Source organism: Enterobacter sp. SM3, assembly GCF_009811935.2.
In the GTDB taxonomy this organism is placed as follows: Bacteria; Pseudomonadota; Gammaproteobacteria; order Enterobacterales; family Enterobacteriaceae; genus Enterobacter; species Enterobacter asburiae_D.
Genome location: NZ_CP099971.1, coordinates 915,777 through 930,848, shown reverse-complemented (window position 1 = coordinate 930,848; position 15,072 = coordinate 915,777). Strand labels below are relative to the sequence as shown.

The window sequence follows — 15,072 nt, the reverse complement described above, 5'->3', positions numbered from 1 at the left end:
ATTCAGGACACCCGTCCCAGCGCGCGTTTCACCGGGCCAAAGCTGCGACGGTGGTGTTCGGTTGCGCCATGTTCAGCCAGCCTTTCCAGATGGAAAGGTGTGGGATACCCCTTATGCTGGGCGAAACCATACTGAGGGTAAGTGAGGTCCAGCGCGGCCATTTCGGCGTCGCGCGTCACTTTGGCAATAATAGAAGCTGCGCTAATTTCTGCGACCCGGCTATCGCCTTTGACGACCGCCATTGAAGGCATGGGCAATGCAGGACAGCGGTTGCCGTCAATCAGGACATATTCCGGGGAAATTTTCAAACCCGCTACCGCACGCTGCATCGCCAGCATCGTGGCATGCAAAATATTCAGCTCGTCTATTTCATGCGGTTCAGCGCGCCCCAGGCTCCAGGCCAGCGCCTTCTCCTGAATCTCACCAAACAGCGCCAGCCGGCGCTTTTCAGACAATTTTTTTGAGTCGTTCAGCCCGATAATCGGGCGAGCCGGATCGAGGATCACCGCGGCGGTCACCACGGCCCCGACTAACGGGCCACGGCCCACTTCGTCCACGCCCGCCACAAGGCGAGTGTGAGGATAAACAAATTCCATCATTTTGCTAGCTCCAGCACCGCATCCGCCGCTTGCTCATCGGCATTACAGCGGATCAGTTGATGCAGTTCGCGGAAGGTATCGTGCATCTGGTGGCTGGTCTTGCCGTCGGCGAGCAGCGGCAGCAAAGCGTCCGCCAGCGCCTGCGGCTGGCACTCGTCCTGCAACAGCTCTTTTACCAGCTCGCGCCCGGCAAGCAGGTTTGGCAACGAGACATAATCCGTTTTCACCAGACGTTTTGCCAGCCAGAAGGTGAACGGCTTCATGCGATAGCCGACCACCATAGGGCATTTCGCCAGCATACATTCCAGCGCCGCCGTGCCGGAGGCCAGCAGTGCGGCATCACTCGCATACATCGCTTCCCGCCCTTTCCCGTCCAGAAGACGGACGTGGAGATCCGGGGCGACTTCCGCTTTGATGCGCTCAAACTGCTCGCGGCGTTTGGCATTCACCAGCGGAACAACCACTTCAAGGTCGGGATAGGTCTGGCGAAGAATTTGCGCTGTTTTGAGAAAATCGGCGCTCAGCATCTCCACTTCGGCACCGCGGCTGCCTGGCAGCAGTGCCAGACAGTGCACATCATGCGGGATGCCTAACGCGTCGCGCGCCGCGTTTTTATCCGGATCCAATGGCATCGCATCCGCCATGGTATGACCGATAAAACGGCACGGAACATTAAATCTGTCGTAAAACGCTTTTTCGAAAGGCAGGAAAGCCAGCACCAGGTTAGTGGACCGTCCGATTTTGAAAACGCGTTTCTGTCGCCACGCCCAGACGGACGGACTGACGTAATGAATGGTTTTTATGCCCTGCTTTTTCAAATTCCCTTCGAGGGTAATGTTGAAATCAGGTGCATCGATACCGACAAACACATCGGGTTTGAGTTCGGTAAAGCGACGGGTGAGATCGGCACGGATGTGCAGCAAACGGCGTAGCCGTCCCAGCACCTCAACGATACCCATCACGGCCAGCTCTTCCATTTCATACCAGGCTTCACAGCCTTCGGCCTGCATCAGCGGGCCAGCAACGCCGACAAAGCGAGCATTGGGTACACGCGCCTTAAGCGCGCGGATGAGACCGGCACCAAGAATATCGCCGGAGGTTTCTCCGGCGACCAGGGCTATCGTAAGCGGACGACTGTCGACCATTAACGAATCAGACCCCTTGTTGAACGGTCAAAGAATTCCATGAACGCGTTCACTTCCGGGTGCTTATTCGCCAACTCGGCAATTTCCGGCTTCGCCTCTTCCAGCGTTTTACCGCTACGGTACAGCAGTTTGTACGCGTTGCGGATGGCAGTAATCGCTTCGCGACTAAAACCACGACGCTTGAGGCCTTCGATGTTCACGCCAAACGGCGTGGCATGGTTACCCTGCGCAATCACATACGGTGGGACGTCCTGCGCCACACCGGAGCATCCGCCAACCATCACGTGCGCACCAATGATGCAGAACTGATGGACTGCGGTCATGCCGCCAATAATTGCGAAGTCATCAACCGATACGTGTCCTGCCAGCGTTGCGTTGTTGGCAAGAATACAGCGGTCACCCACGGTACAGTCATGCGCGATATGCGCATTAACCATAAACAGGTTATCGCTGCCCACCTTCGTCAACCCACCACCTTGTACTGTTCCACGATGAATGGTGACGCTTTCGCGAATACGGTTACGATCGCCAATTTCCAGACGGGTCGACTCACCAGCATATTTCAGATCCTGGTTAACTTCGCCGATGGAGGCGAACTGATAGATCTCGTTATTGCAGCCAATGGTCGTGTGACCATTCACGACAACGTGAGATTTCAGTACTGTACCCTCACCAATTTCGACATGGGGTCCAACAATACAAAACGGGCCAATGTGGACGTTAGCGCCAATGATGGCACCGGTTTCCACAATAGCGGTAGGATGAATAAAGGCGGATTTATCAATCACGTATCAGGACTCCCGGCTACGAGCACACATCATCGTCGCTTCGCAAACAACTTTGCCGTCAACCAGCGCTACGCCTTTGAAGCGAGTCAGGCCACGACGCGTTTTTTCAAAAGTGACTTCCATGATCATCTGATCACCAGGCACGACAGGGCGCTTAAAGCGCGCTTCATCAATACCCGCGAAGTAATACAGCTCACCTGGCTCCAGTTTGCCGACGCTTTTAAACGCCAGAATACCGGTAGCCTGAGCCATCGCTTCCAGAATCAACACACCCGGGAAGATAGGCTTACCAGGGAAGTGCCCCTGGAAGAACGGCTCGTTCACGGAAACATTTTTCACTGCGCGCAGAAAACGACCTTCTTCAAAATCCAGCACACGGTCTACCAGCAGAAACGGGTAGCGGTGCGGCAGAAGTTCTAAAATCTCTTCAATATGCAGAGTATGAGTGTCAGTAGTCAAAATACTCTTCCTGTCAAAATGTACTGATAACAATAATAACACGGCCTGCCGGTTTATTAGAAAGCCGACAGGCCGGGAAAAATAGCGTTAAACGGATGACGCTTAATCTTGTTGATCGATCTTACGCTCAAGAGACTTGAGGCGCTTGCTCATATCATCAATGTTCATCACCAGAGCTGCTGTTTTACGCCATACCTTGTTGGGTTGTAGCGGAATGCCTGAGGAATAAACGCCAGGTTCAGTGATAGGACGCATTACCATGCCCATTCCCGTCACGGTCACCTTGTCGCAGATTTCCATATGGCCATTAATCACGCTCGCACCGCCAATCATGCAATAACGGCCAATTTTCAGGCTGCCCGCCATGATGACGCCACCCGCAACTGCGGTATTGTCGCCAATCACAACGTTATGCGCAATCTGGCACTGGTTATCGATGATAACACCATTGCCAATGATCGTGTCGTCAAGCGCGCCACGGTCAATGGTGGTACAGGCGCCGATCTCCACGCGATCGCCAATAATAACGCGACCAAGCTGCGGGATCTTCACCCAGTTACCGCGATCGTTAGCGTAACCAAAGCCGTCAGAACCAATTACGGTGCTGGACTGGACGAGGCAATTTTCGCCAATTTCAACGTCATGATAAACGGATACGTTGGCCCATAAACGGGTCCCGGCGCCGATTTTCGTATTTTTCCCAACGAAGCAACCAGGGCCAATGACGACGTTATCGCCCAGCACAACGCCGGATTCGATAACCGCATTCGCGCCAACGGCGACGTTGTTACCAAGCCGGGCCGTCGCATCAATCGCTGCACTGGCAGCAATGTTCTGGGCCGGCTGCGGCGTGGTATCGAGAATTTGAGCCATGCGTGCATACGTCAGGTAGGGGTTTTTCACTACCAGCGCGCTTACAGTGGCAAATGGAAGATCGTCCTGCGTCAGTACAACAGCTGACGCCTGGCATTGAGCCAGTTGCTCACGGTACTTAGGGCTTACCATGAAGGTAATCGTGCCAGCTTTAGCAGATTGCATGGACGCAACAGCGGTGATGACGATATCGCCATCACCGTGTAATTCTGCATCCAACTGCTGAGCTAAATCAGCCAGTCGAATTGAAGGCATTACTTATTTAACCTGTTTCAGAACATCAGCAGTGATGTCTTTAACATCTTTGCTGTTAAAAGCAACGGCGTTCGCATCTACAACCAGATCGATACTCTGATCGGCAGCCACTGCTTTAACAGCAGTCTGAATGCGAGTTACCAGCTTGCCGCGTTCTTCGTTAGAACGACGCTGACGATCCTGCTCGAAAGCCTGCGCTTTCTGGGAGAACGTCTGGCGCTGAGCCATTACGTCTTTTTCCAGCTTGCTACGGTCGCTTGCTTTCATGGTAGAACCATCACGCTGCAGACGCTGCATTTTGGACTGAAGATCGTTTTCCATACCCTGCAGTTCGCTTGCACGGCCTTTGAATTCGTTTTCCAGAGTCGCAGAAACACCTGTTTTCTGTGCAACCTGCTGGAACAAATTACCCATGTTGACGATTGCAATTTTGTCTGCTGCCTGAGCAGAAGTTGCCATCGCTAAACCGAGACCTGCAGCTAATAACCACTTTTTCACAATTAACTCCTTACCATCCCATTGGCACCAGAAGGTACCGTTCTTTGCGTGGCAAGGCGACCGTGTTACCGATCGCCAGTTGTCAGCGCTACACTGCCAACGCATTCCTTTGCAGCGGATTATTACCAGGTTTTACCAATGTTAAACTGGAATTGCTCCGCTTTGTCTCCATCGTATTTCTTAAACGGCTGGGCGTAAGAGAAGACCAACGGCCCCAGCGGTGACATCCATTGTAATGCGATACCGGCAGACATGCGAATATTGCTCGGATCGCTGTAGTCTGGAACATCGCTCGGCATACCCTTGGTGCTCCAGTTTGTATCCCACACGGTCCCTGCATCCCAGAAGAAGGACGTACGGACCGAGTTCGCGTATTTATCACTGATAAATGGCGTTGGGGTGATGAATTCCAGGCTGGCAACACCCATAGCGTTACCACCTACAGCATCATCAGAACTACAAAGCTGGCCTGCACCTTTATCACAGTTATCTTTGTCGTTCCCACCGTAGTAGACCGCTTTCGGACCAATGTTATTGGACTGGAAGCCACGAACGGTGCTGGAGCCACCCGCATAGAAGTTTTCATAGAACGGCAGTTCTTTGCCACCCAGACCATCGCCATAGCCCCAACGGGTACGACCCAGAATAACCCACTTATGATCGTCATCGATCGGGAAGTAGGATGCGGTATCCAGCGTGACCTTATAGAACTCGTTATCGGAACCAGGAATAGTCACCTTACCGTTCAGGTTGACGCGAGAACCTTCAGTTGGGAAGTAACCACGGTCGAGACGGTTATAGGTCCAGCCGTAGTTAAAGGTGAAGTCATCCGCAGCGAAGCCATTGTTATCACTGGTTGTACTCGCTGACTGGCCGATAGAGTCCAGATAACGCCACATTGCCACCTGCGGTTGCATGTTAGACAGGTCGTTATGCACGTAACCTAAGCCCGCACGCAGGGTGTTGTATTCGTTAACCGGGAAGCCAAGCGTTCCGTCTACACCGTAACTCTTGTTGGTGTAAGAAGACAGGTCCGCGTCGTCTGCTTTAAAGTCGTTATAGAAGATACGACCGCCCAGGCTTACACCGTCTACGGTGAAGTATGGGTTAGTCACAGAGAACTCAGAGTAGGTCTGGTAGTCGTTTTTGGTGCCGTTAATACCGACAGAGTAACCCGTACCCAGCCAGTTATCCTGCTGCACGCCGACCTGGAAGCTCACGCCGCTTTCAGTACCGTAGCCCACACCGAAGTTGAAGCTACCGGTGTTGCGCTCTTTCACTTTATAAACGACATCAACCTGATCCGGGCTGCCCGGTACGCGCTGGGTATCGGTATCCACCGTTTCAAAATAGCCCAGACGGTTCAGACGCTCTTTACCCTGATCAACGAGATCGCTACCCAACCATGCGCCTTCCATCTGACGCATTTCGCGACGCAGAACGGAATCTTTGGAGGTGTCGTTACCAACGAAGCGGATCTTACGCACGTAGAAACGGTTGCCCGCATCAACATTCACGTGCAGCTTAACGGTTTTATCCGCGTCATTGATTTCCGGCTGAGTCTGTACGCGCGGATAGGCATAACCATAGCGGCCGAGCAGCTTCTTAATGCTGTCTTCCATTTTGGTTACCTTGGAACCGCTATACAGGTCGCCTGGCTGAATTTTGGTCAGCGATTCGATTTCAGCAGAATGCCCCGCCAGGTTACCACTCACCTCAACACCCGAAAGCTTGTACTGCTCACCTTCAGTGATGTTGACCGTAATGTAGATCCCTTTCTTGTCCGGCGTCAGGCTGACCTGAGTCGAGTCGATGTTGAAACGCGCATAGCCACGATCGAGATAGTAGCTGCGCAGGGTTTCAAGGTCGCCCGCCAGTTTCTGTTTCTGGTATTTGCGATCGCCTACCACGTTCCACCATGGCACTTCATCGCGCAGCTGGAAGGTGGAGATCAGTTCGTCGGTGCTGAACGCGTGGTTACCGACAATGTTGATCTGCTGGATCTTCGCAGAAACACCTTCCTGGAAGACCAGCTTCAGGTCAACACGGTTGCGCGGCAGCGGAGTGACAACCGCTTTCACGCTGGCACTGTATTTACCGACGCTGTAGTAGAAGTCTTCCAGACCTTTTTCAATGTCTGAAAGGGTTGTGCGGTCCAGGGATTCACCCACACGAACACCGGATGCTTCAAGGTTCTGCTTGAGCATGTCATCTTTCACCGACTTGTTACCGGAGAAAGTGATACTGGCAATCGTTGGACGTTCTTTTACCTGTACCAGCAGCGTATCACCATCGCGCAGGACGCGAACGTCCTCAAAGTTGCCGGTGGCAAACAGAGCACGGATGGTGTTACTGATATCATCATCATTTACCGTATCGCCGGGGCGTACAGGCATACTGAGGAGGGCCGCACCAACGGCGACACGCTGGAGGCCTTCGAAATGAATGTCTTTCACTACGAACCCGTCAGCACCGTATACGGTGGCGCTGCTAAACAGCAGCGACGCTATGAGCAACTTTTTCATCGCCATCGTTATTATGCGTTCTTCCTAACACTCTCTTACAACCGAGAGAAATCATTGAAAAGTGCAAGCCCCATTAACAGCACCAGCAAAATCGAGCCAATGCGATAACTAAAGTCTTGAACTCGCTCGGATACCGGTCCGCCTTTTAGCTTTTCAATCGCCAAAAACAGCAGATGACCCCCGTCTAAAACGGGAAGCGGGAACAGGTTGATTATCCCAAGGTTCACGCTAATGAGCGCGAGGAACATGAGATAGTAAATCACCCCGAATTCCGCTGACATCCCAGCCCCCTGAGCAATCGAAATTGGCCCACTGAGGTTGTTCAGTTTCACATCACCGGTTATCAATTTCCCCAACATGTTGACCGTCAGCTTCATCAGTTGCCATGTTTTATCCGTGGCTTCAAGGATGGCGCTGAACGGCCCATACTGGCGTATTGTCTTGTACTCATCTGGCAGCGGGATCACTTTAGGCACAACGCCTGCGAACCCTTCTGCCTTTTTGCCGACCGACTTCGTATCCGGGATCAGCGTCAGCGAAAGCGGACTGCCTTGCCTTTCAACTTCCAGCGCGAGAGACGTTCCCGGATTATCGCGCACCAGAGTAACAAAGGTCATCCACTCTGTTAATGGTTGACCATCGACTTTAACGATCCTGTCGCCCGCTTGCAAACCCGCTTTGCTCGCCGCCGAATTTGCCTGGACTTCGGCCAATACCGGCTCGATCTGCGCGCCGCGTGGACGAATGCCCAACGCAGCGACGGGATCTTCTTTGTCTGGCTCGAAACGCCAGTGACGTAAATCGAGTACTTTGTCCTGACGCGTATCTGAACCAAACGGCGATACGCTGATGGTGGTCTGCGGATCGCCGATTTTGGCTACCAGCTGCAGTCGCACGGCATCCCAATCAGGGGTTTCGATGCCATCAATCGCTTTAAGTTCCATCCCGGATGTAATTTGCGCACTCGCCGCGATGGAGTTAGGGGCAATTTCACCCACCACCGGACGCACGCCAGGGACGCCGATGATAAACACCAGCCAGTAAGCGAAAATCGCAAAGATGAAGTTGGCTACCGGTCCGGCAGCAATGATGGCGGCGCGTTGTCCAACGGTTTTATTGTTGAATGCGCTGTGTCGCAGCTCAGGAGCGACAGGCTCGACGCGTTCGTCGAGCATTTTGACGTAGCCGCCCAGCGGGATAAGGGCGATGACAAATTCCGTGCCGTGACGGTCGGTGCGCGTCCAGAGTGATTTACCAAAACCGATGGAAAACCGCTCTACGCGCACGCCACAGCGGCGAGCAACCCAGAAATGGCCAAATTCATGCACGGTAATCAGTACACCCAGTGCAACAATGAACGCCGCCAGATTCCAGAGAATGCTCAGCATAAAACCTTCCGTTAAATCGTCCCGAATACCAGTAAAAGCAAACACGCAAACACTGGAACAGCCGCTGTCAGGCTATCAATGCGATCCAGTATACCGCCATGCCCTGGAATCAGGTGTCCGCTGTCCTTAATCCCTGCTTCACGCTTAAACATACTTTCGGTTAAATCACCGAGCACGGAGGCAAGCGCAGCAAAAATCGAGCACACCAGCAGTATTGACGGTGCCACTTCAAGATTCGCCCAGACGCCGTAGCCCCAGGAGATGATCGCTGCCGTAAACAGGCCGCCGATGAATCCTTGCCAGGTTTTGCCCGGAGAAACCTTCGGTGCCAGCTTATGTTTGCCAAACAGTTTACCAAACATATAGGCCCCGGAGTCAGCCCCCCAGACCAGAATCATCACATAAAGCAGCCAGATCGCACCGCTGTAGTGGTTTTCGTCGTAGTGCCAGGCTCGCAGCGCAACCATACCCCAGAAAAAAGGAATAATGGTGAGCAAACCAAAAATCAGTCGCAGCACTTTTGAATTGCGCCATAACGCCGCGGAGCCTGGATAAAAAAGAACCAGCAACAGCGCAGCAACCCACCAGGCCAACGATATCCACAAGGAACCGGCAACGAGGGGCTGATGAATATCATGGTGATATTCAGGCAACGTAAACAGCATTATGGCCAGGATAAAGCCACAAAGTACCGCAAGCCATACTCGCTGAGTGCGCGAGGTAAAGCCGCTAAACTGTCCCCATTCCCACGCGGCGAGCATGCACACCACCAGCGTGACAATAGCAAATCCCACCGGGGGCAGTAAAAACAGCGCCGCAATGACAATGGGTATTAATACAAAAGCGGAAATCAGGCGATACTTCAGCAAAAGCTACCCCCATCAGGCTTTGTCGCCACCAGGCTCGGTGCCGCCGAAACGACGCTCTCGATTGGCAAAGGCATGCAGCGCACCTTCAAAGTCTTGTTCATCAAAATCGGGCCAAAGAACATCCGTAAAGTAAAGTTCGGCATAGGCAATTTGCCATATCAAAAAGTTACTTATGCGATGTTCCCCCCCTGTCCTAATTACCAAATCCACAGGCGCCTGTTCATTCATGCAGATTTGCTTGCTCAGCGCCTCTTCATCAATTTGGTCGGGTCTCAACAGCCCTTCCTGAACCTGTTCGGCCAGATGCCGAACGCCCTGGATAATATCCCAGCGTCCGCCGTAATTCGCCGCGATATTCAGCGTCAGACCGGTGTTATTTTCCGTCAGCGCTTCTGCTTTGCGAATCCGTTCCTGCAAACGTGAGTTAAAACGACTGGTATCGCCAATGATACGCAGGCGGACGTTGTGGCGGTGCAGGCTTTTTACTTCGCTGTCTAGCGCCCACACAAACAATTCCATCAACGCAGTCACTTCCTGCAGAGGTCGATTCCAGTTTTCACTGCTAAAAGCATAGAGCGTTAACGCATCAATGCCGTTGTTGGCGGCAAAAGAAACGGCGCGGCGAACGGATTTCGCCCCCGCTTTATGCCCAAAGGCTCGTATCTTCCCTTGTCTTTTCGCCCAGCGGCCATTGCCATCCATAATGATTGCTACATGACGGCAGCCATGAGCTGGCAAATTTTCGCTTATTGGTTGATTCGCAGACAACATAACGCGTTTTTTGTCCCTGAAAAGGATTTAACGGTACTCAGGAATACTGAAGCCTATACATAAAAAAGCCGTGTCAAACCACGGCTCACCTGACCACATTAAGTCAAATACCTGCGATCAGGTGGCGCAGACTATATCACTGAAGCCCAACGCTAACAAATAGCACGACGACTAGTGCTTGCTTTATCACCAGCTTGCGAGACGTGTCACCTGCTGGCGCGCAATATTACGCGCAGCTGCATCCACCGCCAGCACCTCTTCCACGCTTTGTGGTTCGCGCAAATCCATCATCTCCAGTACCGATAAATTTAACGACGCGATATCGGTAAAACGAATTTGCTGATTAAGAAATGCTTCAACGGTAATTTCATTGGCTGCATTAAGTGCCGTCGTCGCCGCCTGCCCCTGGTCGAAGGCATTCATCGCAAGCTTCAGACATGGATAGCGGTCGTAGTCTGGTTCACTGAACGTCAGGGAACTTAGCTTGCAGAAATCAAGCGGCTTCACGCCGGACTTCACTCGATTTGGCCACGCCATTGAATGGGCAATCGGCGTACGCATGTCCGGCTCGCCCAGCTGTGCCAGCACGCTGCCATCCTGATAACGCACCATCGAGTGAATCACCGATTGCGGGTGAATCAGTACTTCCATCTGTTTCGCTGACGCATTAAACAACCAGCGCGCTTCAATGTATTCCAGACCTTTGTTCATCATGGTGGCTGAGTCAACGGAGATTTTACGCCCCATCGACCAGTTCGGATGACGGCACGCCTGATCCGGCGTCATGGCGCGCAGTTCAGACAGTGGCGTTTCACGGAACGGGCCACCAGACCCGGTAAGCAGAATAGACACTACGCCATTCTGCTCCAGGTCAGCGTACCCCAGGTTCTGTTGAAAAGGTTGCGGTAAACTCTGAAAAATCGCGTTGTGCTCGCTATCGACCGGCAAAAGACGCGCGCCGCGCTGCTTCACCGCGTCCATAAACAGGCGTCCGCAGGTGACCAGAGACTCTTTGTTGGCCAGCAGCACATCCTTACCGGCATCAATCGCGGCAAGCGTGGGCAATAATCCTGCCGCCCCAACGATAGCCGCCATCACCTGATCCACCTCATCCAGCGCCGCCATCTGGCAGGCCGCCTGTTGGCCACTCAGCACCTCGGTTCGGCTGCCCTGTTCACGCAGCTGTGCTTTCAGCAGACGCGCGCTCTCTTCGTCATCCATTACCGCATAGCGGGGCGCAAACTCCAGGCACTGCTCGACCATTCGCTGCACATTCTTACCGGCCACCAGCGCTGTCACGGTGTAAAGTTCAGGATTATGGCGAACAACGTCGAGAGTGCTGCAACCGATAGAGCCGGTTGAGCCGAGGAGTGTTAAATGCTTCATGAGATGCCCGAAAAAAGTTAGACCAGATAAAAGCAAAACGCCGCCAGCAAGACCCGAAGTCCCTCTGAACGGCGTTTATCAGTGTACGACAGAAATCAGAACTGCATCAGTTCCGCTTCTTTATCTGCCAGCGCCGCATCAATTTTCTTGATGGCAGCGTCGGTCATTTTCTGAATGTCGTCCTGAGAACGACGATCGTCATCTTCACTGATCTCTTTTTCTTTCAGCAGCGCTTTTACTTTATCGTTCGCGTCGCGACGGACGTTACGCACGGATACACGACCCTGCTCAGCTTCGCCACGAACCACTTTGATCAGATCTTTACGACGCTCTTCCGTCAGTGGAGGCAGTGGAACGCGGATGTCAGCGCCCGCAGAGCTTGGGTTCAGTCCGAGGTCAGAGGCCATGATAGCTTTCTCAACGGCCGGGCTCATAGAACGATCGAACACGTTGATTTTCAGCGTACGGGTATCTTCTACCGTTACACTCGCCAGCTGACGCAGAGGGGTTGGCGTACCGTAGTATTCTACGATGATGCCATCCAGCAGGCTTGGGGAAGCACGGCCAGTACGGATTTTGCTGATTTGGGTTTTGAACGCTTCTACGCATTTTTCCATGCGTACTTCAGCATCTTTTCTGATGTCGTTAATCACGTTACGAATCCTTGAAAACTTGTCTCAGGCAGACTATCCGCCAGCACAGCGCTACAGGTGTGCTAAGTATAGTCGCGTTTAATTCATGACAACGCCAAAGGCGCGCCCGGGTAAGATACCACTACAAAATAAAGCGGAATCTTACCTGTATTTGTCGTCAACGGAAATTATTCCGTGATCAAAGTGCCTTCTTTTTCGCCCATGACCACGCGACGCAGTGCGCCAGGCTTGTTCATGTTGAAGACACGGATCGGCAGTTTGTGGTCGCGAGCCAGCGTGAAGGCGGCAAGATCCATCACTTTCAGCTCTTTATCCAGCACTTCGCTGTAGCTCAGCTGATCGTACATGGTGGCAGAAGGATCTTTTGCCGGGTCGGCAGTAAACACGCCGTCTACTTTGGTCGCTTTCAGTACCACATCGGCTTCTATCTCGATACCGCGCAGGCAGGCAGCGGAATCGGTTGTAAAGAACGGGTTACCCGTACCGGCGGAGAGGATCACCACGCGGTTGTTGCGCAGCAGGCTGATGGCTTCTGCCCAGCTGTAATTATCGCAAACGCCATTCAGCGGAATCGCGGACATCAGGCGGGCATTCACATAGGCGCGGTGCAGTGCATCACGCATTGCCAGGCCATTCATGACGGTTGCCAGCATACCCATGTGGTCGCCCACAACGCGGTTCATCCCCGCTTTCGCCAGACCAGCACCACGGAAAAGGTTGCCACCGCCAATGACCACGCCAACCTGGATACCCAGTTCGACCAGTTCTTTGATTTCCTGTGCCATGCGATCAAGGATGCTTGCGTCAATACCGAAGCCTTCCGATCCCTGCAGTGCTTCGCCACTCAGCTTAAGCAGAATGCGTTTGTACACGGGTTTTGCATTGGTAGCCATGTTTCTTTCCTGAGACTGTCAACGATTAAGATGGGGGTTAATTCTGGCGACATGATATGCCGCAAATCAGCACAGCGATACTGGAGCCTGTCTGATTTCCTGTGACGGGTGACAAAAAGAAGCCGCCCTCAGGCGGCTCCTTTTCAATCATTAAGACTGCTTAGACATTGCAGCAACTTCTGCTGCGAAGTCAGTCTCAACTTTCTCGATGCCTTCGCCCACTTCGAAGCGGATGAAGCCAGTTACGTCAGCGTTGTGCTCTTTCAGCAGCTGAGCAACAGACTTGCTTGGGTCCATTACGAATGGCTGGCCAGTCAGAGAAACTTCGCCGGTGAATTTCTTCATGCGGCCTTCAACCATTTTCTCTGCGATTTCTTTTGGCTTACCAGACTGCATCGCGATGTCCAGCTGAACCTGGTACTCTTTCTCTACCACTTCAGCAGACACGTCTTCTGGCTTAACGAATTCTGGTTTGCTTGCAGCGATGTGCATAGCCAGCTGTTTAACCAGCTCTTCGTCAGCGCCTTTAGCCGCAACCAGAACACCGATACGTGCACCGTGCTGGTAAGAGCCCAGAACGTCGCCTTCCAGAGAAGATACGCGACGGATGTTGATGTTCTCACCGATTTTAGCAACCAGCGCAACACGTTCTTCTTCGAACTGTGCTTTCAGAACTTCAACGTCAGTGATTTTACCCGCAACAGCTGCGTCCAGAACTTTGTTAGCAAATGCCTGGAAACCGCCATCTTTAGCAACGAAGTCAGTCTGGCAGTTAACTTCCAGAATGATGCCGTAGTTGCCGTCGATCTTAGTGATGATCACGCCGTCAGCAGCAACGTTGCCTGCTTTCTTAGCTGCTTTGATCGCACCGGATTTACGCATGTTTTCGATTGCCAGCTCGATGTCGCCGTTCGCTTCAGTCAGCGCTTTTTTGCAATCCATCATGCCTGCGCCAGTACGCTCGCGCAGCTCTTTTACCAGGGATGCGGTAATTTCAGCCATTCTTAAATCCTCGGGAGATGTGAACTGCCCGGCCGGGGGCCAAACAGTGTAAATTGAAAAAAGGGGCCGGTAATGGGCCCCTATTCATACACGGTACTAATAAGGGGTAAAACCTTATTATTCAGCTTCTACGAAGCTTTCTTCCGCCTGAGAAGCCAGATCCTGGGAACGGCCTTCACGAACGGTAGCAGCTACAGCGCTCAGGTACAGGCTAACAGCACGGATTGCGTCGTCGTTACCCGGGATAACGAAGTCAACACCGTCCGGATCGGAGTTGGTATCAACGATAGCGAATACCGGGATACCCAGGTTGTTAGCTTCTTTGATTGCGATGTGCTCGTGGTCTGCATCGATTACGAACAGCGCGTCTGGCAGGCCGCCCATATCTTTGATACCGCCCAGGCTGTTTTCCAGCTTGTCCAGTTCACGAGTGCGCATCAGCGCTTCTTTCTTAGTCAGCTTGTCGAAAGTACCGTCCTGAGACTGGGTTTCCAGATCTTTCAGGCGTTTGATGGACTGACGAACAGTTTTCCAGTTGGTCAGCATGCCGCCCAACCAGCGATGGTTCACGAAGAACTGGTCGCAGCTGTTAGCAGCATCTTTCACAGCTTCGCTTGCAGCGCGCTTAGTACCAACGAACAGAATCTTACCTTTACGGGAAGAGATCTTGTTCAGCTCAGCCAGGGCTTCGTTGAACATTGGTACAGTTTTCTCAAGGTTGATGATGTGAACTTTGTTACGTGCGCCGAAGATGAAAGGCTTCATTTTCGGGTTCCAGTAACGGGTCTGGTGACCAAAGTGAACACCAGCCTTGAGCATGTCGCGCATGGAAACAGTTGCCATGTTTAAAACCTCTATATTGAAAGTTGGGGTTATGCCTCCACGTATCCCATATTACCGACCCCGAAGGGCACCCCGGAATATGTGCCGATACGTGTGTGTTGTTACACAAAGTGAGATTTGTCGCT

General features: G+C 52.7%; 15 protein-coding genes. All 15 read right to left on the bottom strand.

The annotated features are described in order from the left end of the window. Positions 1-2: 2 nt before the first annotated feature. Positions 3-599: a ribonuclease HII gene (rnhB, locus tag GVO84_RS04235; protein ID WP_063145194.1), complete on the bottom strand. Its 597-nt coding sequence runs from the start codon at positions 597-599 to the stop codon at positions 3-5. Further along, positions 596-1,744, bottom strand: a complete 1,149-nt coding sequence (gene lpxB / locus GVO84_RS04230; protein ID WP_121425064.1) for a lipid-A-disaccharide synthase — start codon at positions 1,742-1,744, stop codon at positions 596-598. The genes rnhB and lpxB overlap by 4 nt, the downstream gene beginning before the upstream one ends. After that, on the bottom strand, positions 1,744-2,532 hold the full coding sequence (gene lpxA, locus GVO84_RS04225) for an acyl-ACP--UDP-N-acetylglucosamine O-acyltransferase (RefSeq protein WP_023310462.1): 789 nt from the start codon (positions 2,530-2,532) through the stop codon (positions 1,744-1,746). The genes lpxB and lpxA overlap by 1 nt, the downstream gene beginning before the upstream one ends. A gap of 3 nt (positions 2,533-2,535) precedes the next feature. Beyond that, a complete protein-coding gene (fabZ, locus tag GVO84_RS04220; RefSeq protein WP_010426706.1) occupies positions 2,536-2,991 on the bottom strand; it encodes a 3-hydroxyacyl-ACP dehydratase FabZ in 456 nt (151 codons plus the stop codon). Positions 2,992-3,093: 102 nt separating this feature from the next. Next, positions 3,094-4,119 carry a UDP-3-O-(3-hydroxymyristoyl)glucosamine N-acyltransferase gene (lpxD, locus tag GVO84_RS04215; RefSeq protein WP_032644136.1) on the bottom strand — a complete coding sequence of 342 codons (1,026 nt, stop codon included), beginning with the start codon at positions 4,117-4,119 and terminating at the stop codon, positions 3,094-3,096. 3 nt (positions 4,120-4,122) lie between these two features. Then, complete coding sequence (gene skp, locus GVO84_RS04210; RefSeq protein ID WP_045907838.1) at positions 4,123-4,617, bottom strand: molecular chaperone Skp; 495 nt, start codon at positions 4,615-4,617, stop codon at positions 4,123-4,125. Between the two features lie 122 nt (positions 4,618-4,739). Next, positions 4,740-7,148 (bottom strand): outer membrane protein assembly factor BamA, encoded by a 2,409-nt coding sequence (gene bamA / locus GVO84_RS04205; RefSeq protein ID WP_159515554.1) that lies wholly within the window; start codon positions 7,146-7,148, stop codon positions 4,740-4,742. Between the two features lie 29 nt (positions 7,149-7,177). Next, entirely contained in the window at positions 7,178-8,530 is a 1,353-nt protein-coding gene (gene rseP / locus GVO84_RS04200) for a sigma E protease regulator RseP (protein WP_023310458.1), read from the bottom strand. 11 nt (positions 8,531-8,541) lie between these two features. Next, positions 8,542-9,399 carry a phosphatidate cytidylyltransferase gene (gene cdsA, locus GVO84_RS04195; RefSeq protein ID WP_023310457.1) on the bottom strand — a complete coding sequence of 286 codons (858 nt, stop codon included), beginning with the start codon at positions 9,397-9,399 and terminating at the stop codon, positions 8,542-8,544. Positions 9,400-9,411: 12 nt separating this feature from the next. Further along, a complete protein-coding gene (ispU, locus tag GVO84_RS04190; RefSeq protein WP_024907522.1) occupies positions 9,412-10,170 on the bottom strand; it encodes a (2E,6E)-farnesyl-diphosphate-specific ditrans,polycis-undecaprenyl-diphosphate synthase in 759 nt (252 codons plus the stop codon). Between the two features lie 186 nt (positions 10,171-10,356). Further along, a complete protein-coding gene (gene ispC, locus GVO84_RS04185) occupies positions 10,357-11,556 on the bottom strand; it encodes a 1-deoxy-D-xylulose-5-phosphate reductoisomerase (RefSeq protein WP_121425062.1) in 1,200 nt (399 codons plus the stop codon). A 95-nt stretch (positions 11,557-11,651) separates the two neighbouring features. Then, complete coding sequence (gene frr / locus GVO84_RS04180; protein WP_023334573.1) at positions 11,652-12,209, bottom strand: ribosome recycling factor; 558 nt, start codon at positions 12,207-12,209, stop codon at positions 11,652-11,654. Between the two features lie 167 nt (positions 12,210-12,376). Beyond that, positions 12,377-13,102 (bottom strand): UMP kinase, encoded by a 726-nt coding sequence (pyrH, locus tag GVO84_RS04175; RefSeq protein WP_008501910.1) that lies wholly within the window; start codon positions 13,100-13,102, stop codon positions 12,377-12,379. A gap of 150 nt (positions 13,103-13,252) precedes the next feature. Further along, a complete protein-coding gene (gene tsf / locus GVO84_RS04170; protein WP_014882627.1) occupies positions 13,253-14,104 on the bottom strand; it encodes a translation elongation factor Ts in 852 nt (283 codons plus the stop codon). A gap of 117 nt (positions 14,105-14,221) precedes the next feature. Next, the gene (gene rpsB / locus GVO84_RS04165) at positions 14,222-14,947 is read right to left on the bottom strand and encodes a 30S ribosomal protein S2 (RefSeq protein ID WP_003856207.1); all 726 of its coding nucleotides are present in this window, start codon (positions 14,945-14,947) and stop codon (positions 14,222-14,224) included. Between the last annotated feature and the right edge of the window lie 125 nt (positions 14,948-15,072).

Bases quoted from the DNA above. Each gene is read 5' to 3' on its own strand.
- rnhB (WP_063145194.1), bottom strand. From the start codon at position 599: ATGATGGAATTTGTTTATCCTCACACTCGCCTTGTGGCGGGCGTGGAC.
- lpxB (WP_121425064.1), bottom strand. From the start codon at position 1,744: ATGGTCGACAGTCGTCCGCTTACGATAGCCCTGGTCGCCGGAGAAACC.
- lpxD (WP_032644136.1), bottom strand. From the start codon at position 4,119: ATGCCTTCAATTCGACTGGCTGATTTAGCTCAGCAGTTGGATGCAGAA.
- bamA (WP_159515554.1), bottom strand. From the start codon at position 7,148: ATGGCGATGAAAAAGTTGCTCATAGCGTCGCTGCTGTTTAGCAGCGCC.
- rseP (WP_023310458.1), bottom strand. From the start codon at position 8,530: ATGCTGAGCATTCTCTGGAATCTGGCGGCGTTCATTGTTGCACTGGGT.
- ispU (WP_024907522.1), bottom strand. From the start codon at position 10,170: ATGTTGTCTGCGAATCAACCAATAAGCGAAAATTTGCCAGCTCATGGC.
- ispC (WP_121425062.1), bottom strand. From the start codon at position 11,556: ATGAAGCATTTAACACTCCTCGGCTCAACCGGCTCTATCGGTTGCAGC.
- pyrH (WP_008501910.1), bottom strand. From the start codon at position 13,102: ATGGCTACCAATGCAAAACCCGTGTACAAACGCATTCTGCTTAAGCTG.
- tsf (WP_014882627.1), bottom strand. From the start codon at position 14,104: ATGGCTGAAATTACCGCATCCCTGGTAAAAGAGCTGCGCGAGCGTACT.
- rpsB (WP_003856207.1), bottom strand. From the start codon at position 14,947: ATGGCAACTGTTTCCATGCGCGACATGCTCAAGGCTGGTGTTCACTTT.